This is a genomic window from Roseicella sp. DB1501, from assembly GCF_013112485.1.
Taxonomy (GTDB): Bacteria; Pseudomonadota; Alphaproteobacteria; order Acetobacterales; family Acetobacteraceae; genus Paracraurococcus.
Window position 1 is genome coordinate 304663 of the sequence record NZ_JABFHG010000007.1, and the last position, 18093, is coordinate 322755.

Annotated in this window: 17 protein-coding genes; 4 read left to right on the plus strand and 13 right to left on the minus strand. The window is 71.0% G+C overall.

All coding sequences use genetic code 11. From position 1 onward, the window contains the following. The first annotated feature begins 370 nt into the window (after positions 1-370). Entirely contained in the window at positions 371-886 is a 516-nt protein-coding gene (locus tag HJG45_RS16195) for a hypothetical protein (RefSeq protein WP_171613126.1), read from the plus strand. A 13-nt stretch (positions 887-899) separates the two neighbouring features. Here the strand turns inward: HJG45_RS16195 and HJG45_RS29235 are convergent, their stop codons facing one another. Both HJG45_RS29235 and HJG45_RS16205 read right to left on the minus strand, forming a co-directional pair. Then, entirely contained in the window at positions 900-2129 is a 1230-nt protein-coding gene (locus tag HJG45_RS29235) for a DUF1501 domain-containing protein (protein ID WP_171613127.1), read from the minus strand. 151 nt (positions 2130-2280) lie between these two features. Further along, positions 2281-3849, minus strand: a complete 1569-nt coding sequence (locus tag HJG45_RS16205; RefSeq protein WP_171613128.1) for a DUF1800 domain-containing protein — start codon at positions 3847-3849, stop codon at positions 2281-2283. Positions 3850-4022: 173 nt separating this feature from the next. Here HJG45_RS16205 and prfB point away from each other — a divergent pair. Continuing rightward, a protein-coding gene (gene prfB, locus HJG45_RS16210; protein WP_171613129.1) for a peptide chain release factor 2 occupies positions 4023-5154 on the plus strand; the annotation gives its coding sequence in 2 pieces (ribosomal slippage) (positions 4023-4091 and positions 4093-5154; 1131 coding nt in all). A gap of 91 nt (positions 5155-5245) precedes the next feature. Here prfB and HJG45_RS16215 read toward each other — a convergent pair. Beyond that, a complete protein-coding gene (locus HJG45_RS16215; RefSeq protein WP_171613130.1) occupies positions 5246-5533 on the minus strand; it encodes a hypothetical protein in 288 nt (95 codons plus the stop codon). A 159-nt stretch (positions 5534-5692) separates the two neighbouring features. Between HJG45_RS16215 and HJG45_RS16220 the strand changes: the two genes are divergently transcribed. Both HJG45_RS16220 and HJG45_RS16225 read left to right on the plus strand, forming a co-directional pair. Then, positions 5693-6952, plus strand: coding sequence for a glycosyltransferase (locus HJG45_RS16220; RefSeq protein ID WP_171613131.1), 1260 nt, complete (start codon positions 5693-5695; stop codon positions 6950-6952). A gap of 137 nt (positions 6953-7089) precedes the next feature. After that, positions 7090-8490 (plus strand): mannose-1-phosphate guanylyltransferase/mannose-6-phosphate isomerase, encoded by a 1401-nt coding sequence (locus HJG45_RS16225; RefSeq protein WP_368040613.1) that lies wholly within the window; start codon positions 7090-7092, stop codon positions 8488-8490. 574 nt (positions 8491-9064) lie between these two features. Here the strand turns inward: HJG45_RS16225 and HJG45_RS16230 are convergent. From HJG45_RS16230 to bchC, 10 genes are all read right to left on the minus strand, one after another. After that, positions 9065-9445 (minus strand): cytochrome c family protein, encoded by a 381-nt coding sequence (locus tag HJG45_RS16230; RefSeq protein WP_171613132.1) that lies wholly within the window; start codon positions 9443-9445, stop codon positions 9065-9067. Positions 9446-9564: 119 nt separating this feature from the next. Further along, a complete protein-coding gene (gene pufC / locus HJG45_RS16235) occupies positions 9565-10623 on the minus strand; it encodes a photosynthetic reaction center cytochrome PufC (RefSeq protein WP_171613133.1) in 1059 nt (352 codons plus the stop codon). After that, positions 10620-11600 carry a photosynthetic reaction center subunit M gene (gene pufM, locus HJG45_RS16240; protein WP_171613134.1) on the minus strand — a complete coding sequence of 327 codons (981 nt, stop codon included), beginning with the start codon at positions 11598-11600 and terminating at the stop codon, positions 10620-10622. Before pufM ends, pufC begins: the two co-directional genes overlap by 4 nt. A 73-nt stretch (positions 11601-11673) precedes the next feature. After that, on the minus strand, positions 11674-12498 hold the full coding sequence (gene pufL, locus HJG45_RS16245) for a photosynthetic reaction center subunit L (RefSeq protein WP_171613135.1): 825 nt from the start codon (positions 12496-12498) through the stop codon (positions 11674-11676). 81 nt (positions 12499-12579) lie between these two features. Beyond that, the gene (gene pufA / locus HJG45_RS16250; RefSeq protein WP_171613136.1) at positions 12580-12789 is read right to left on the minus strand and encodes a light-harvesting antenna LH1, alpha subunit; all 210 of its coding nucleotides are present in this window, start codon (positions 12787-12789) and stop codon (positions 12580-12582) included. A 13-nt stretch (positions 12790-12802) separates the two neighbouring features. Further along, entirely contained in the window at positions 12803-12994 is a 192-nt protein-coding gene (gene pufB / locus HJG45_RS16255; RefSeq protein WP_408902022.1) for a light-harvesting antenna LH1, beta subunit, read from the minus strand. 141 nt (positions 12995-13135) lie between these two features. Next, on the minus strand, positions 13136-14575 hold the full coding sequence (gene bchZ, locus HJG45_RS16260; protein ID WP_171613138.1) for a chlorophyllide a reductase subunit Z: 1440 nt from the start codon (positions 14573-14575) through the stop codon (positions 13136-13138). 5 nt (positions 14576-14580) lie between these two features. Beyond that, a complete protein-coding gene (gene bchY / locus HJG45_RS16265) occupies positions 14581-16098 on the minus strand; it encodes a chlorophyllide a reductase subunit Y (protein WP_171613139.1) in 1518 nt (505 codons plus the stop codon). Continuing rightward, positions 16099-17121 (minus strand): chlorophyllide a reductase iron protein subunit X, encoded by a 1023-nt coding sequence (locus HJG45_RS16270; protein ID WP_254452552.1) that lies wholly within the window; start codon positions 17119-17121, stop codon positions 16099-16101. It lies immediately after the preceding gene. Then, positions 17118-18059: a chlorophyll synthesis pathway protein BchC gene (gene bchC / locus HJG45_RS16275; RefSeq protein ID WP_171613140.1), complete on the minus strand. Its 942-nt coding sequence runs from the start codon at positions 18057-18059 to the stop codon at positions 17118-17120. Before bchC ends, HJG45_RS16270 begins: the two co-directional genes overlap by 4 nt. Between the last annotated feature and the right edge of the window lie 34 nt (positions 18060-18093).

Sequence of the window (18093 nt, forward strand, 5' to 3'; positions counted from 1 at the left end):
CACTGCAAAGGCGCTCGAACCTGGCCGATAGCGGCGACGGAAATCCCGGCAACTTCGCGAGTGGCCGCGAGAAGGCCGCCGAGGCCGGCCGGAAGAGCGGGCAGCACTGATCGACCGGCCCGCGGGTTGCGGAGAAGCCAACCGATGGACGGGCTCGCTTCTCCTGTGCCCTGACGCGTTGCGTCGCGACCTGCCAGAGGCACCCTGTCAAGCCGCAGCGCCCGGCCGGGTTTACGGCCAGGGAGCCCGGCGATCCTCCGACGATGCCTGGACCGATGGCCCCGCCGGGCCCTGCGCCCGCTTGCAGCCCCCTGGTGCCGGCGGCGTTGTCGCGCCACGTCATCGACACAGCCGGGCTCTCGCACAGGCCATGACCAACGCTTCCAGCATCAAGATCAACCGCGCCCCCGTCCTCACCCTCTGGGCTGCGGTGGTGGCCGAGCGGCTCGGCCATCCGCCGGAGACCGCCCTCAGCCTCGCCAGCGCGGTCGCCGGCACCGCCGCCCATGCCAAGGCCCGCCGGCTCGGCATCGCCGAGGCATCGCGGGAGGCGCAGCCGGCGCCGGCCGAGGAAAGCGTGCAGTTGCTCGGCCGGGCGATCCGCCTCGCCCATGACGAGGACGGCGTGGTCCTGGCCGCGGGCGATGGGCGGCCGGCCCCCGCGGCGCCGGTCCGGGCTTATGTCGAGCGAGCCTTCGGCCGGCACCTGCCGGCGGTGCGGCAGGCGATGGAGGCCCTCGCTGCCCGCCACGCGCCGGAGGAACTCAACCGCATCGGCTTCCGCCTCTACGAGCACTTCCGGCCGGAGGTGCCCGCCGATATCCGCGGCTGGGGCGCCCGGGGGGTGCTCGAGCTCGGCCGGATCCGCGAGGCCGACCGGGCCTGACCCTGCCGGCGCGTCAGCCCCGGCCGAAGGGCGCCGCCGCGCCCGGTGCGAGCTCGGCCATCACCTGGCGGAAGGCGTCGCGGTAGTCGGTGGCGACGCGGAGATCGACGCCATCCTCGAGCGCATCGGTCGAGAGCCCCGGCCAGGGTCCGAAATGCCGCCCGAGGCCGAAGCCGCGCCGCCCGCCGCCGCCGAAGGCGAAGACCGTCCCGGCCCGGCCATGATCGGTGCCGCCGCTGCGGTTGGCGCGCAGCCGCCGCCCGAACTCGCTGGTCACCAGCACCGTCCAGCGGCGCGGCAGGTCCCGCAGATCGGCATCGAGCGCGGCGAGGCCGCGGCTCAGCAGCCGCACCCTGGCCTCGAAGCGGCCGGCCTGGCCGTCATGCGTGTCCCAGCCGCCGAGATCGAGGGCCGCCGCGGCGAGGCCGGGCTGCAGCCGCGCCACCTGGGCGATGGTGGCGAGGCCGCGCCCGAACTCGGCGGCCGGGCCGTAATCGGCGCCATTCGCCGGCACATAGGGCAATGGCTGGCCTCCAGGATCGCGCGGCAGCGCCCGGTCCAGGCTTCGCAGCCGGACCAGCGCGTCACGACCGGCCAGCGCCATCGGCCCGCCGGGCCGCGCATGCAGCGCCTCGAGCATCGCCGCGCCGAAGGCGCCGCCCGGCAGGTCGAGGCCGCGCGCCAGGCCCGGCACCGCCAGGCCGCGATGCCCGCCGGCGAGTTCCGCGGGCAGGCGTTCCTGCCCCGCCAGCGCCGCCATCGGCGCCGGGCCGCTCGCCCGTTCCGCCCAGGCGGCCAGCCAGCCGGCGCGACCCGCCGCCTCCCCCGTATGCCCCTGCCCCAGGCCCATCATCGCCTGCGCCTCGAAATGGCTGCGCGTCGGCTGCGGCACGCCGGCCGCCGGCCAGATGGCCATCCGGCCCTGGCGCCAGATCGCGGCGAGGCCTGCCGCCTCGGGATGCAGCCGGAAATCCGTCGCCGGCGAGGCGTCGAGCCGCTCGCCCGCCCGCTCACCCTCGGCGGCGTTGCGCAGCGTCGGGACGCGCAGCGCGACGAAATCGGCATCGTCGGCGGGCGAGAGGAAGTGCAGCCCGTCCATCCCGCCGCGCAGGAAGACGAAGATCAGCAGCGGCACCTCCGTCGCCGCCGCCGGCTGGGCGAAGGCCATGCCGCGCAGTCCCGGCGCGGCGGCGGTGGCGAGGCCGGCCCGCAGCAGGCCGCGGCGGCCGAGCAGCATCGTCATGGTCCGCGCATCCCTCCGCTTGAAGCGCCTGTCAGAACCGTCGCTGTCCGTTGTCCTGTCGCGGCTTTGCCGCGGCAGGCTGTGACGCGGCTTGGGCAGGGGGGCTCCACGGGTGCCCCGCAAAGCCGCGCAGCGGTCTCGTGGGGGGGTCTTAGGCCCATTGGAAAGCCGGCGCGGTCAGCACCCAGCCGGCCAGTTCCGCCACCTCGCCCGGGCCGGGGCGCGGGTTGCGGCCGGCGCCGGTCCAGACCGCCGCCACCGTCTCCGCCACCGGCCCTCCGCCTGGCCCGAGGGCGAGCTGTGCCAGATACGCGGCCACTGCCCCTGCCGGCTGCCTGGCCAGGATCTGGGCGAGCAGCGCATCGTCATGGCCCAGCCCGGTGCGGGCCAGGGAGAGCAGCATCGTCCAGCGGGCCCTGAGCGCCCCGGCGCCATCGTATTGCGTGGCGTCCAGCGGCTGGCCGTCCGGCGAGGGCCAGCCGAAAAGGAGCTGCCCGGCCGCCGCCATCTGGCCGAAGACCGCCGGGCCGGCGAAGGGCAGCCCATAGGCCCGCATCGCCGCGGCGACGGCATCGAGCGGCCGGCGCATGCGCCCGAGCGCCGGATCGCCGATCTCCGGCCCGGCGAGCACGGCGCGCACCACGCGGGCGATCTGGTCCGGCGCGGCGGCGTGCTGGCGGAAGGCGGCCACCGCCCGCGCCAGGACCGGCTCCGGCACGCTGCCCTGCGGCGTGGCGCCGACCAGCCAGCGCGCCAGCTTGGCGCAGACGAAGCGCGCCGTCGCCGGATGCCCGGCCAGCAGGTCGAGCACCGCGCGGCCATGCGCCATGGGGCCGGCGAAGGGGTCGAGCTGCCGGCCGAGGACCTGCTTCTGGTAGGGGTCGTGCCAGGCTTCGACGAAGAGGAACTCGCCGGTATCCGGCAGCCGCCACCCGGGGCCGACCGGCTGCCCCGCCGCCACACTCCAGCCGGTGAAGGCGCGCGCCGCCTCCCAGACATCGGCATCGACATAGCCCGCTGGATGCCCTGCGGCGTTGCGCGGCACGTCGCGGTTGCTGCGCGCCGCGCCGAAATAGGCGGGCCGGCCCAGCGTGTGCAGCTCCAGCAGCTCCCGGGCGTAGTTCTCGTTCGGCGCGCCGGCGCGCGAGCTCTGGTTGTTGAGGTAGTAGAGCATTGCCGGCGCCGTCGCGGTCGCCTCCAGCAGGGCGCGGAAATTCCCGAGCGCCTGGCCGCGGATGCGCCGGTCGTAGTCGATGAGCGAGACGCTGACCTGGCCGCCGGCGACGCTGCCGACCGAGAAATGGTCGTGCCAGAACTCCACCAGCCGCTCACGCAGCTGCGCCTCGGCCGCCACCTTGCGGAGCAGGGTGGCGGTCATCAGCTCGACGCGGCCGCGATCCACCTCGGGCGGCGGCACCGGCCGGTCCTGGCGCGGGGAGAAGCGGTAATTCTCGCTCTGGCTCATCGCCAGCCGGGTCAGCGGCCGCTCCTCCTCCAGCGCCGGCCAGCGCCCTTCCGCAGCGGCGTAGCGGATCGGCAGGCGGATGGCGGCGAGCTGCGCCGCAAGGGCGGGCTCCTCCGCCGGCAGGGCGAGCTGGCGGTCGAGCCAGGGGCCAAGGCCGCCGCGGGCCAGCGCCTCCGCCTCGCCCGGACGGGCGCCGTAGGCGGCACGCGCGAGGATGCGATGGGCAGCGTCGAGGCTGGGTGCCGATGCGGCCAAGGCAGTCTCCTGGCGAAGCCGGTCGCTCCGGAACGATAGCCAAACGCTAGGCTCCGGCCGGCACGCAGGTCGAATGAAGTCGGGTGAAGAAATGTCACATGTCTTAACGCCGGACCGGTTCTGCCGCCGGACACCCGCTGGACACCCGCCCTGGCCTGGACTATCCGCCCGGCATGCGTGCTGACGCCGAATCCCTGAACGAGCAGATCACCGCCTCGGTGTCCCTGCTGAGGAGGCATCTTTGACTGGGATGCCGCCCTTCGCCGCCTCGACGAGCTGAACGCCCGGGCCGAGGACCCCAGCCTCTGGAACGACGCCGCCGCGGCACAGGCGCTGATGCGCGAGCGCGGCCGCATCGCCGACCAGGTGGAAGGCGTGCGCAAGCTTGAACAGGCGGTGCGCGATGCGCTGGAGCTGATCGAGCTGGCGGAGGCGGAGGCGGACAGCGCGACCGCCGATGCCGCCGTCGCCGACCTCAAGGCCCTGGCTGCCGAGGCCAAGCGGCGCGAGATCGAGAGCCTGCTCTCGGGCGAGGCCGATGCCAACGACGCCTATCTGGAAGTGAATGCCGGAGCTGGCGGCACCGAGGCGCAGGACTGGGCCGAGATGCTGCTACGCATGTACCAGCGCTGGGCCGAGCAGCATGGCTACAAGGTCTCGCTGACCGAGCGGAGCGACGGCGAGGAGGCGGGCGTGAAGTCGGCCACCATCCAGGTGAGCGGCCCGAACGCCTATGGCTGGCTGAAGACCGAGAGCGGCGTGCACCGCCTGGTGCGCATCAGCCCCTTCGGCGGCAACGACAAGCGCCAGACCAGCTTCGCCAGCGTCTATGTCTATCCGGTGGTCGACGACAGGATCGAGATCGAGATCAACCCGGCCGACCTGAAGACCGACACCTTCCGCGCCTCCGGCGCCGGCGGCCAGCACGTGAACAAGACGGAATCCGGCGTGCGCTTCACCCATCTGCCGACCGGCATCGTGGTGGCCTCCACCCAGGATCGCAGCCAGCACCGCAACCGCGCCATCGCCATGGAGATGCTGAAGGCCCGCCTCTACGAGCTTGAGCTCTCGAAGCGCGAGGCGGTCGCGGCGGGCGTCGAGGCCGGCAAGACCGATATCGGCTGGGGCCACCAGATCCGGAATTACGTGCTGCAGCCCTATCAGCTGGTGAAGGACCTGCGGACCAACCTGGAGAAGGGCAACCCGGCCTCGGTCCTCGACGGCGACCTGGACGACTTCATGGCAGCGGCGCTGGCGGCCCGGGTCGGCGCCACCCGCTCTGAGGCGAGCGCAAACGCGCGTTGAGTCGCGGTGCGGCGGGGCCCCTCGCCTGACCCCAGGCGGCCCAGGCCGCGCCGTCGGGACCGTCCCACCGGGCGGCGCCCAGGCCTCGCGATCACGGATGCGGGTCGCGCCGCCCCCCGTTCTGCAGCCGCAAGGTCACGCCCTGCCGCACCGAAGGATGCCGTAGCGAGATCTCGCCGGTGCGGATCGCCGCCTGCCAGCCGCAGCTGCGGGCATGCCGCATCAGATTGGCGGGCAGGCGAATGACTCCCTCCGGGGCTCGACGGCTCGAGACCAGGATGCGGTCGGTGGCGAACTCCACACGCCAGCCATCGCGCTGGGCCATGCGGAGAAGCGTGGAGAGGACAGACCAATCGGTCCGGTCGAAGGCGGGCTGCATGTGTCGAGGCTAATGACCGGCGCAGCACGGCGTTCCGATGCCCGCGTAAAAGTGCGGCCGGGCGGCCAGTCCGCCGCTGCGTGCTCTGGCCGCGGAGTCTTTCGATCAACTTTTACCTTTTACACAGGGGTGAGTTTTCTATCTGCAAGGCCAGGCCGGATGCGGGTTCTGTTCGTCCACCAGAATTTCCCGGCGCAGTACCGCCATGTGGCGCCGGCCCTGGCGCGCCGCCCGGGGGTGCAGGTGCTGGCCCTGTCCGAGACGGCCGGGGAGACACTGCCTGGCGTCCGGCATGTCCGCTACAAGCCGCCGGCAACGGGGCAGGAGGGCACGCATCGCTACCTGCGCCGGCTGGAGAACGCCACCTATCGCGGGCAGCAGGTCGCCCGCGCCTGCCTCGCGCTGAAGGAGCACGGCTTCACCCCCGACCTGGTCTGCTGCCATCCCGGCTGGGGCGAAGGCCTCTTCCTGCGTGATGTCTGGGCGGATGCGCGCATGCTCTACTACTACGAGTTCTACTACGCCGCCGCCGGCGGGGATGTCGGCTTCGATCCGCCCGGTCAGCCGCTGCCGATCGACGATGCCTGCCGGATCCGGATGCTGAACGCCAATCACCTGCTCTGCCTGCAGGCTTCGGATTGGGGACATACGGCGACGCGCTGGCAGGCGAGCCGCTTCCCCGGCTGGGCGCGGCAGCGCCTCTCCGTGGTGCATGAGGGCATCGACACCGGGACCATCCGGCGTCTGCCGGACCCCCGCTTCCGCCTGCCGAACGGCGCCGTGCTGCGGCCGGGCGACGAGGTGGTGACCTTCGTCGGCCGCGGGCTCGAACCCTATCGCGGCTTCCCGACCTTCATGCGGGCGCTGCCGGCGATCCTCGCGGAGCGGCCCGCTGCCCAGGTGGTGCTGGTCGGCGGCGACGAGCCGCATTACGGCAGTCGGCCACGCGAGGGCGGCGCCACCTGGCGGGAGGTGATGCTGGCCGAGCTCGGCGACCGGCTCGACCTCTCGCGGGTGCATTTCACCGGCAAGATCCCGCATGCCGAACTGCAGGCCTTGCTCGGCCTCTCCTCGGCGCATGTCTACCTGACCTATCCCTTCGTGCTGTCCTGGTCGATGCTGGAAGCCATGGCGAATGAGTGCCTGGTCATCGGCTCCGCCACGCCGCCGGTGCAGGAGGTCATCGAGGATGGTCGCAACGGCCTCCTGGTCGATTTCCATTCGCCTGAGCAGGTGGCGGCGGCGGTGGTGCGGGCGCTGGCCCGGCCCGAGGCCTACCTTCCGCTGCGGGCCGCGGCGCGACGCAGCATCCTCGATCACTACGATCTTCATTCCCGCTGCCTACCGGATCTGATTAGGCTGATCGACGCCGTCGCGGCCGGACAGTCACCAGCGGATTTTGATGCTTTGGTTGAGTAGGATTCTGTTCGTAGAAAATTATTAGGGAGAGCCAGGTGCCGCGGCCGCGGCGCAGCATGGCCCAACTCTCGCCTGCTTCCGGGCGCTTGTTCGGGTGGGCTCCAGATACGAAGGGCGGCTCAGCAGTGATCGTTCCGGTGATCCTTTCGGGTGGTACGGGCACCCGGCTCTGGCCCCTCTCGCGCGAGGGCTATCCGAAGCAGTTCTGGCCGCTGGTCTCGGCCCGGACCATGCTGCAGGAGACGGCGTCGCGCGCGACCGGTGCGGATTTCGCGCCGCCCATGGTCGTCTGCAACGAGGCGCACCGCTTCCTCGTCGCCGAGCAGCTGCGCGAGGCGGAGATCGAGGGCGCGCGCATCCTGCTCGAGCCGGCGGGCCGCAACAGCGCCCCGGCGATTGCCGCCGCCGCCCTGCTGCAGGCCGCCGAGAACCCGGATGCGGTGCTCTGGCTGATGGCCGCCGATGCAGCCATCGCCGATCTGCCGGCGCTGCATGAGGCGCTCGACCAAGCGGTCGAGGCGGCCCGCGCCGGGCTGATCGTCACCTTCGGGATGAAGCCGACGGCGCCCGAGACCGGCTACGGCTATATCGAGGTGGGCGCCGCGCTCGCCGGGGTGCCGGGCGTGCATTCGGTGGCGCGCTTCGTCGAGAAGCCGAGTGCGCAACGGGCCGCGGATTTCGTCTCCGGCCGCCGGCATCTCTGGAACAGCGGCATGTTCGTCGCCACCGCCGCGACGCTGGTCGCCGAGCTGAAGCGCTACGCGCCGGAAGTGCTCGGCAGCGTCAAGGCCTCGCTCGCCGCCGCGCAGCGCGACCTCGGCTTCGTCCGGCTCGGCGCCACGGCCTTCAAGGCGGCGCCGGCGATCTCCATCGATTATGCGGTGATGGAGAAGACCACCCTCGCCGCGGTGGTGCCGGCCGATCTCGGCTGGTCCGATCTCGGCTCCTGGGCCGCGATGTGGGACGCCTCGGAGAAGGACGCGCGCGGCAACGTGGCGCAGGGCCCGGTCGAGATGGTCGACAGCGACGGCTGCTATGTCCGCTCCGAGGGCATCCTCACCGGCATCGTCGGGCTGAAGGACACGGTGGTGGTGACCACCGAGGACGCGGTGCTGGTGATGCCGCGCAGCCGGGCGCAGGACGTGAAGCTGCTGGTCGAGAAGCTGCGCGCCGCCGGCCGCAAGGAGGCAACCGAGCATCGCCGCATCTACCGCCCCTGGGGGCATTACGAGGGGCTGATCCAGGGCGACCGCTTCCAGGTGAAGAAGATCCAGGTCCGCCCGGGCCAGAAGCTCTCGCTGCAGAAGCATTTCCACCGCGCCGAGCACTGGGTGGTGGTGAACGGCACCGCCGTGGTGCAGCGGGATGCCGAATCGCATCTGCTGCGGGAGAACGAGAGCATCTACCTGCCGCTCGGCTGCATCCACCGGCTCGAGAATCCGGGCATGATCCCGCTGACCCTCATCGAGGTGCAGTCCGGCGCCTATCTCGGCGAGGACGACATCGTTCGCATCGAGGACACCTACGGTCGGAGTTGAAGGACCAGGCAAGGTCTTGCTGCGCGTTCAACCATAAGCTGTCGCCGCTTCCCGCATAAGCTGCCCATTCCTTGAAAAGCGAAGGTTTTTCAAGGTTGCCGGTGAAAGGCTTATGCCGGCTCGGCGAGAAGCATGAGGCTGTACGTGAGAAGGCGGAGAGCGAGTTTGCGAGCCTCGTCTCCGCGCGCGGTCAGGGCCAAGCCGAGGCGGCGCCTGTACCGGCCGAAGCCGCTCTCGGCGTGCCGGCGCCGATTGTAGAGAGCGTTCGAGAACCACGCTGCATCGCGCGGTAGCCCACATCGCCGAGGGCCGTGTGGCTGGAGTGACGTCGGGGGAATCCGGGCTTGAGCCGTTCTCCCCCGGCACCGCCCTGAGGATGAGATGCGTGTGGGCGTGGGTGACGACGGCGAGCTTAGGCCAGATGTGCCGCCGGTGGCCCAACTCTGCGACGGATGCCCGATCGATCAGGCCGCACTCACGAACTCGCCGGGCCACCGGCGCGTAGTGGATCACTGAGGCAGAAGCGCGAGGTCTCCTCTCGAACTGCGCCTGGCTCGCAGCAATTGGAGGCGCTTCACCCCTGCGATTTCAGAAAGGCAATTACATTCTTCCGCTGCGTCTCATCCTTCAGCCCCGGGAAGGACATCTTTGTGCCAGGCACGACGCCGCGTGGATTCTCAAGGTAGGTGTTCAGGTTCTCCTCAGTCCAGATCCATCCTTCCTCACCCTTGGCCTTCATGGCGGGTGAATAGGAATAGCTTGCGACGCTGGCGGCCTTCCGGCCCACCACGCCGTGCAGGTTGGGGCCGACGCCATTGCGGCCATTGTCTTCGATGACGTGGCAGACACGGCACTGGCTGAACACGCGTTGTCCTGCGGCCGCATCCTGCGCCGCCGCGGGGAGGCTATGTATAGCGCCGAGGGCGATCCCGATCGTCAATATGGCCCGCTTCATGCAACCTTCCTCTGGCTGGTAGCGACGCGTTGCGGCGTGTCTCCCGGCCAGGCGCGCGGCGCCGTCCCGCGGGCCCTCCTGGAGCATCCCAGCAGCGGCAATGCCGTGGCTGGGTATGCTCACTGCGCGGCGTTCTCCTGCACCTCTCGCAGCTCTGGATAATCGCGCAGCATCGGGGCGCCGTAGAGGGGCTTGTAGGCGCCGCGATGGCAGGTCGAGCAGTTCGCCTTCAACGCGTCGCCCAGCGGCCCGTGGCGCTCCGGCGGCATGACATCCCGCAGCGGCTCGATGTAGTTGCCGTTGACGTCGCGCAGCATGCGTATGCCGTGCCAGGCCGTCGCCCGCGGCGGGCTGCTCTCGTCCCAGTCCCAGAAGGCGCGGCTGTTGTGGCAATAAGTGCAGTTCACGCCGAGGGACTCGGCGAAGTGCACCATCAGCCCATAGGTCCATTCGGTCTGCTTGATGGAGCTGCGCTGCGCGGCGGCGGCATCCGGGCGCGTCAGCACGCGGATCTCGTGATCCTGCAGCAGGAAGGGCGTGAACACGTCATAGGGCAGCGAGGTGAGGCCGACCGAAGGTGCCGCGAGGTTCTGGCCCGTCGAGGATTCCAGCAGGCCCGTCGTGCGGCCCTGCGCCGGCATGGTGGACCAGACCGCCGCCGGCACGGGCTGCCCACGATGGCAGGTATAGCAGGTTACGCCCGTCTCCCCGACATGCGACTGCCAGGTGCTGTTGATCCGGTGCACCATCTGCAGCATCCGGCGGGAGACGATCTTGGTGTAGCGGTCGTCCGCAGCCAGGTTTTCCGGGTTGTGGCAATAGTTGCAGCCGCCGTTGGGCAGGGAATCGTCGGGCGCGACCCAGTTCGTCATCGCCTGCATCACCCGCAGGAACTGGGCGTTCGAAAGCCCCCCCAGGACCTTGACGTTCTCGTAGATCTCGGAAGCGCGCGGCCCGTCATTGTCAGCTGGATCGAGTACCTCCGGCAATTGTACGGCGGCAAGGTTCGCTGCCACCGTTCGCGGGTTGTAGACCAGCTCCATGCCCGTGCCGCGGAAGCCGCGCTGCACCGACTCCACCGGCGGCCGCTCGAAGGTGGTGAGCACGATGGCCAGGATGACCAGCGCCGCCACCGAGGACGAGAAGCCGAGCACGAAATTCCTGCCGAAGCCGTTCATCGCGCTGCTCCCGTCGTCAGTGCCGGATCGGCGACATGCGGCCAGACGGCGGGATAGGCCGGCGCATAGCCGTGCTTGATCGCCCACAGGTACCAGTTGTCGACCACCGTGCCGGTCAGCAGGATGCCGATGCCGCCCGTCAGCGGGCACAGCACGGCGAACCACCAGGCCCAGCGATGGATGCTCTCGAAGCTCGCATTGAAGCCCATGGTCCAGCGCCAGAAGAGGGCGCAGCGCTCATGCGCGGTTCCCCGGTCGATCACCTGCTCGACCTCCCGCTCGGAGCCGAACCGCCCGGCGGCGAGGATGGTCGCGCCATGCATGGCGAAGAGCAGGGTCGAGCCATAGAGGAAGACGATCGAGAGAGCGTGGAACGGGTTGTAGAAGAGATTGCCGTAACGGATGGAGAAGGCCGCGGTCCAGTCGAGATGCGGGAAGATGCCGAAGGGCACCGCCTCTCCCCAGCTGCCCATCAGCAGCGGCCGGATGAAGCCCAGCACCAGGTAGAGCCAGATCGCCGCAGCGAAGGCCCAGGCCGTATGCGTGCCGAGGCCGAGCTGGCGCGAGCGCTGGTACACCCGCAGCCACCACAGCAGGATCGACAGCGTGAGGAAGAAGCCGGCCATCAGCCACCAGCCCCCTTCCTGCAAGGGTGGCAGGCGAAGCCCCCAATGCGGCGCCGGCGGCTCGAGCGCCAGCCAGGGAAGCTGGCGGATGAACTGCACCGGGTCCCAGTTCACCGACGCCCACATGTTGAGGCCGATGATCTCGATGGCGACGAAGCCGCAGATCAGCGACATCAATCCGAGCCACCCGAGATAGATCGGCCCGACCTGCGCGTCGCCGATCCGCCCGAGGAGATGCGAGAAGGAGGCCTGGCCGCCGCGCGGCTCGTCCACCCGCGCGATCGGCACCCCGGAATAAGCGGGCCCGCGCACCTGAACGCGGGTGAAGAGGTTCTGGTACTCATAACTCATGGCGTACGCCCCTCCTCCGGCGGATCTCCTGTCCGCGCTTCTCAGCCCAGCTGGTGTCGCCTCCCGTACCGCCTCAGCTCCAGATCGGCAGGCGCAGCCACCAGCCCCACCATTCCGGCCAGCCTCGGGTCCAGAACGGGCCGCTGATGACGATGCACACCGCGCTCCAGACACCGGCGCTCAGCGCCAGGAACAGGCCGAGGCGGTGGATGCCGAGCGTACCGACCGAGTAGCCGATGACATCGCGGTAGAAGGTGTTCTCGTGCTCCGCCGTCTTCACCGGCTCGCCCTTCTTCGGGTTCAGCGCGGCGAGGACCAGCGAGGCGTGCAGCGAGAGCGCAAAGGTCGTGGTGAAGAAGAAGGTCACCGCGATCATGTGCGCGGGATTGTAGTGGAAGTGCAGATACTGGTAGCCGACGTTGGAAACCCAATCGAGGTGGCTCCAGATGCCATAGGGGAAGCCGTGCCCCCAGCCGCCCATCAGCACCGGCCGCACCACCACGAGCGTGACATAGGCCAGGATGGCGACGCTGAAGGCGACCGGGATGTGGTATCCCATGGCCAGCTTGCGGGCGATCTCGGCCTGCCGCAGCGCCCAGGAGCAGAAGGCGCCGATGGCGCAGACCGTGATCGCCTGCCACAGCCCGCCGGCCTTGAGCGGCGCGAAGCCGAGGCCGTAGCTGAGATCCGGCGGCGGGATGTTGATCAGCCAGATATTGAAGGTGCCCTGGATCGCGGCGCCGTACAGGATCAGCGCCGTGCCGAGCGCGCTGAAGAAGATCGTCGTGACGCCGAAGAAGCCGACGTAGAAGGGGCCGACCCAGAAATCGAACAGGTCACCCCCCAGCAGGGTCCCGCCACGGACGCGGTACTTCCTCTCGTAGCTCAGCATCGCCATGCCGCGATCCTCCTTCGCTCGGCCGCCCTGGCCTTGGGCGGGGCCGGGAGCCCCGCCCGCTGTTTCGTCGGGACGACGACGCTACCGTGTCGTCCCCGGCGCCGGTCCGGGCAGCGGGGTCATCTGTCCCGCCGTGGCCCCGGGGGCGGCCGTCCGACGCGCTCCCTCCAACCAGTTGAACCTGTCGGTGCTGAGCAGGATGAAGTGGATCAGCAGCGCCAGGACCAGCAGGAAGGTGAAGAGCGCGACCAGCGCCCGCCTCGGATCGAAAAGCAGCCAAATCCGCCACATGGTCTGTCCCTCCCTAAGTGAGCATCGAGAGCACGCTGGTCGCGCCATCCAGCAGCGAGCTGCGATACCCCTCGGGCCCGGGCAGCCACGGGCGCCACTGCCAGACCAGGAAGTGGGCGATGATGGCGATCACCGTGAAGACGATGAAGCTGGTGACGAAGATGCTGTGGAACTCCCTCGCCTCCGGCTCCGTGAGCCCCGACAAGGAGACATCCTTCTTGTCCCTTGTGTCAGACATGCTGGCACCTCTCGGTATTTGGCCTCTCGGCCGTTGCCGCGCGGGTCCCGTGCGGCCGGGATCGTCGCAGCGCTCTGCGTCGCGGACGATGGCGGGGGCCAGGGCGGCTCACGGCACGCCCTCCTCGAGAAGCGAGCGGGCGAGGCTCTCGGCCGTCACGCGCCGCTCGCCGGCGGCACGGGCCTTCCGCTCCGCTTGCTCGCGCAGGCGCTTGGCCGCGGAGATGCGCAGCAGGAAGGGCTCGGCCTGCAGCCGCTCCTCCAGCATCTCGAGAGCCGCCTCGTCCCAGCTTTCCGCGACGCGTGCCGGCGTGGGATCGATCCGATCGAGCTCGGTGCCGAGCGGCAGGATGTGGAACAGCGCGTCGAAGAGCGCGTTGCAGTATTCCTGCACCACATAGGCGGCGCCGGCATAGCCCATGAAGGGCGTGCCGGTGCTCCGCCGGATGATCGCGCCGGGGAAGGAGGCGGGGATGTAGATGGCGCGGCTGCGCAGCTCGGCCGCGTACATGCGCTCGTTGTAGGAACCGAAGAGCACCAGCGGCGGCGTGTCGCGCATCGCCTGGCGCACCGCCGCGTTGTCGGGCTTCTCCCCGGGCCGCCGGGCGAAGGAGAAGGCGCAGGGGATGCCGAGCTCCTCCTCCAGCAGCCGGCGCAGGCCGCGCTCATAGGTCTCGGTCGCCACCACCGCGAAGGCGGCGCTGGCGAAGAAGTCCTGCGTCACACTTCGCCAGAGGTCCCACAAGACCTTCAGCGTGGTGTGCTTCTCGCGCTCGATGAAGGGCTCCGGATCTAGGCCGGTCAGCTCCCCCAGCTTGCGCAGGAAATTGGTCGTGGCGAAGACGCCCATGGGCGCCATCAACCAGGGCCGCTCCAGCGTCTCGCAGAGCCGCCGCCCGAATTCGCGGTAGAGGCAGATGTTGACGTCGGCATCGGGCAGCCGGGCGATGTCCTCGATATGGCTGCCGAGGGGGAAGACGAGGTTCACCACGCAGCCCATGCCCTCCACCAGGCGGCGGACCTCGGCGAGGTCGGAGGGCATGTTGAAGGTGCCGTAGATCGGCCCGATGAGATTGACGCGCGGCGGCTCGCCGGGCTTGCGCGTGCGCGGCCGGGTCTTCCCGCGCCGGTCGCCGAACTCCGTCCAGAGCCAGTTGATGGCGCGGTCGGCCGCCTGCCACTGGTCCTCGTCGATGGTGCGCGGGATGAAGCGGCGCAGGTTGCTGCCCTCGGGCGTGACGCCGCCGCCGATCATCTCGGCGATGGAGCCGGTGACGACGACGGCCGGCAGGTCCGGGTCCTGGGTGCCGGCGGCCCGCCGCAGCGCGCCCTCCGTGCCGTTCTGCGAAAGCGCATCCTCGTCGAGGCCGGTGACCACGATGGGCAGCTCATGCGGCGGCAACGCATCCGTGTAGTGCAGCACCGCCGTCACCGGCAGGTTCTCGCAGCCGACCGGCCCGTCGATCACCACGCGCAGCCCGCGCAGCGCGGTGAAGGCGTAGACCGCGCCCCAATAGCCGCCGGCACGGTCGTGATCGAGCACGAGCATGGCCATCAGCTCCCCACCGCCTCGTCCGCCTTCACCCGCATGGCGCGCAGCTTGCGCTGCCGCTCGCGGAAGCCGGGCGGATCGGCGGGCTTGCCGGCGAAGCCGTAGCCCGCGGCATCGCGCGCGCCGACGCCCTCGAAGAAGGACACCATGCGGGAGAAGCGGCCGGACTGGCGCGTCTGCGCCGCGACGATGCCGGCCAGCGCGCCGGCGCCGGCGGGGCCGAAGAGCGGCCGGGCCGAGACCATGTTGGTGAAATAGAGCGCCGGGACGCCCTGCTCCTTGGCCGCCTGCACCAGCGGCGTGGTGCCGAGGGCGAGGTCGGGACGCACCTCGCGCATCGCCGCGAGGTCCTGCTCCAGCGAGGCGCGGTACTGCACATGCGCGCCCCGCGCCTCCAGCCAGGTGCGATCCGGCTCGCTCCATTCGGTGCGCGGCAGGGCGGTGCCGATATAGGGCACCTCGGCGCCGGCCTCGATCAGCAGCCTGGCGACCAGCAGCTCGGAGCCCTCGTAGCCGGAGACCGTCACCCGCGCCTGGATCGGATGGCGTGCCAGGGCGGCGCGAATCGCCGCGACGGCCTGGTCGGTCGCCGCGCCGATGCGCGCGGCGGGTAGGCCGGCAGCGCGGCCGATCGCCTCCAGCCAAGCGGCGCTGCCCTCGGCGCCCACCGGGCCGGAGCCGATGACCGGCCGCCCGGCGGCGCGGAACTCGCGCAGCGTCGCCGTGTAGAAGGGATGCAGCGCAGCGGCCGCGACGCAATCGAGCGAGGCGTAGAGATCGCGCCACTCGCGGGCCGGCAGCGGCGGCGCCAGGCCGAGCCCCATGGGCCGCAGCAGCGCGGCGATGCCGGGCGGATCAGCCGGGAACAGCTCGCCGATCGGCGCCACCAGGGGTTCGCCCTCCTGCCGGTCGCGCGGCCGCGCCACCGGCCCCGCCTCGGCCTCCAGCCGCGCCGTCCGCAGCATGGCGCCCGCCAGCACGTCCTTCGCCTCGGCATGCGTCGGCACGCCGAAGCCGGGCACGTCGATGCCGATGATGCGCACGCCGTCGATCTGGCGCGGCAACCGGTCCAACGGCACGCCGGAGGCGGTGGGGACGCAGAGGTTGATCACCACCACCGCGTCATGCTCCTCCGGCCGGGCGCTCGCCCGGACCGCATCACGGATGTCCTCGAACAGCCGGCCGGTGACGAGCGTCTCCGAGTTGAAGGGCACGTAACCCACCGTGCGGCGCGCGCCGTAGAAATGGCTGGTGAAGGTGAGGCCGTAGACGCAGCAGGCCGAGCCGGAGAGGATCGTCGCGACCCGGCGCATCCGCAGCCCAACGCGCAGCGCGCCGAAGGCGGGGCACATGGATTGCGGCTGGTCGTGCGGGCCGCGCGGATAGTCGGCCAGCATCCGGTCGAGCGCCGCGCTCTTGCCGGCGGCGCGGGCGGCGGCCTGCATGGTCTCCCGACCGCCATGGCAGCCCTCGCCCGGCGGCAGCGTGGGGGGCGCCGCGGGGGGTGGGACGTCGCTCATTCAGACGCTTCCCTCGTAGACGACCTCGAGCGAGGGGCGCGCCAGCGTCTCCGTGGCGCACATATCCGCCATGGTCGCGGGCTGCAGCACCACGTCGCGGCCGACCGCATCGCCCGAGAAGAGGCCGAGCAATGCCTCCTGGGTCAGGGGCGTCGGCCGCAGCGGCGGGGCCTCCGCCACGCGCAGGCCGAGCGCGTCGAAGAGCGGCGCCCAGCGCCCGCCCGGCCGGCCGATGATCTCATAATTGGCGCTCTTGCGGCGGATGTCCTCGTCGGCCGGGATCGCGGCCAGCACCGGGATGCCGGCGGCCTGGGCGAAGGCCTGCGCCTCGCCGGTGCCGTCATCCTTGTTCACGACCATGCCGGCCACGCCGACATTGCCGCCGAGCCGGCGGAAATACTCGACCGCCGAGCAGACATTGTTCGCCACGTAGAGCGACTGCAGGTCGTTCGACCCGACGACGATCACCTTCTGGCACATGTCGCGCGCGATCGGCAGGCCGAAGCCGCCGCAGACCACGTCGCCCAGGAAGTCGAGCAGCACGTAGTCGAAGCCCCAGTCGTGGAAGCCAAGCTTCTCCAGCAGCTCGAAGCCGTGGATGATGCCGCGGCCGCCGCAGCCGCGCCCGACCTCGGGCCCGCCGAGCTCCATGGCGAAAACGCCGTCGCGCTTGAAGCAGACATCGCCGATCTGCACCGCCTCGCCCGCCGCCTTCTTGCGCGAGGAGGTCTCGATGATGGTCGGGCAGCTCCGTCCGCCGAAGAGCAGCGAGGTCGTGTCGCTCTTCGGGTCGCAGCCGATCAGCAGCACCCGCTTGCCCTGCTGGGCGAGCATGTAGCTGAGATTGGCCAGGGTGAAGGATTTGCCGATGCCGCCCTTGCCGTAGATGGCGATCACCTGCGTCGTCCGGGAGGCCGGCCCGTCCGCGACCCGCGCGGGCGCCTGCGCCGCCTCCGCGCGCAGCCGCCCGTGCAGGCTCGCCATCGGCTGTGCCGAACCGGCGGAGACGAGGGGTGCGTTCATGCGGTACCTCTCCAGTCCAGGACCATCTTCAGGCAGGCGGAATCGCCGAAGGCGGTGCGATAGGCCGCCTCGGCTTCGCTCGCGGCGCGGCGATGGGTGATCAGGCCGTCGAGCGAGAGCCGCCCCTCCGCCACCAGCCGGGAGACGGCGAGCAGATCCTCGGGCTTCCATTCCGCGGCGACGCGGATGCGCGCCTCCCGCAGGAAAGCGGGCGGGAAGGCGAAGCGGAGCGGCTCGGCATAGAAGCCGGCGAGCACCACCTCGCCGCCCGGCGCCAGCCGCGCGATCAACGTGTCCAGCAGGGCCGGATCGCCGCTCGCATCGTAGATCGCGCGGTAGTCGCACCGCTCATCCGCTTCCGGCTGCAGCACGGCATAGCCCGCGGCGCCCGCGGCGCGGACCGGATCGCGCTCCCAGACCGCCGGCGGCGAGGCACCGGCGAGCGGCGCGAGCCGCGCCAGCAGGCGCCCGAGCACGCCGTGCCCAACGACGAGATCGGGCGGCAGGCAGCGTGGCGCTGAGAGCGCGTGCCAGGCCGTCGCCGCCAGCGCCAGCAGGACGCCCTGCTCGCCGAGCCCGGCCTCGATGCGAATCGCGCGCGCCGCGGGCAGGACGAGGCGCGAGGCAGCGCCGCCGAACAGCCCGCGCACCGCGCCGAAGCAGCGCGCACCGGGGACGAAGACGGGATCGCCGGGCCGCAGCCCGGCGGAGGGCCCGGCGGCGGCGACGCGGCCGACCGATTCGTAGCCGGGCACCAACGGGTAGCCGAGGCCGGGGAAGGGCGGCATCCGGCCGGACCAGAGAAGGCGTTCCGTGCCGGTGCTGATGCCGCTCCAGGCGACCTCGACCACCACATCCGCCTCGCCCGGAGGCGAGAGGCTGAGCCGGCGGAGCGCCAGGCGCTCTGGTTCTTCGAGGATCACGGCCATGGCGTCCACGGCAGGACTCCGCGTGCTGACGTATGTCAGTTTA

What these genes read in the sequence shown, in the direction of transcription:
- HJG45_RS16195 (WP_171613126.1), top strand. Translation starts at nt 371, where the DNA reads ATGACCAACGCTTCCAGCATCAAGATCAACCGCGCCCCCGTCCTCACC.
- HJG45_RS29235 (WP_171613127.1), bottom strand. Translation starts at nt 2,129, where the DNA reads ATGACGATGCTGCTCGGCCGCCGCGGCCTGCTGCGGGCCGGCCTCGCC.
- HJG45_RS16215 (WP_171613130.1), bottom strand. Translation starts at nt 5,533, where the DNA reads ATGCAGCCCGCCTTCGACCGGACCGATTGGTCTGTCCTCTCCACGCTT.
- HJG45_RS16220 (WP_171613131.1), top strand. Translation starts at nt 5,693, where the DNA reads ATGCGGGTTCTGTTCGTCCACCAGAATTTCCCGGCGCAGTACCGCCAT.
- HJG45_RS16230 (WP_171613132.1), bottom strand. Translation starts at nt 9,445, where the DNA reads ATGAAGCGGGCCATATTGACGATCGGGATCGCCCTCGGCGCTATACAT.
- pufC (WP_171613133.1), bottom strand. Translation starts at nt 10,623, where the DNA reads ATGAACGGCTTCGGCAGGAATTTCGTGCTCGGCTTCTCGTCCTCGGTG.
- pufM (WP_171613134.1), bottom strand. Translation starts at nt 11,600, where the DNA reads ATGAGTTATGAGTACCAGAACCTCTTCACCCGCGTTCAGGTGCGCGGG.
- pufL (WP_171613135.1), bottom strand. Translation starts at nt 12,498, where the DNA reads ATGGCGATGCTGAGCTACGAGAGGAAGTACCGCGTCCGTGGCGGGACC.
- pufA (WP_171613136.1), bottom strand. Translation starts at nt 12,789, where the DNA reads ATGTGGCGGATTTGGCTGCTTTTCGATCCGAGGCGGGCGCTGGTCGCG.
- bchZ (WP_171613138.1), bottom strand. Translation starts at nt 14,575, where the DNA reads ATGCTCGTGCTCGATCACGACCGTGCCGGCGGCTATTGGGGCGCGGTC.
- bchY (WP_171613139.1), bottom strand. Translation starts at nt 16,098, where the DNA reads ATGAGCGACGTCCCACCCCCCGCGGCGCCCCCCACGCTGCCGCCGGGC.
- HJG45_RS16270 (WP_254452552.1), bottom strand. Translation starts at nt 17,121, where the DNA reads ATGAACGCACCCCTCGTCTCCGCCGGTTCGGCACAGCCGATGGCGAGC.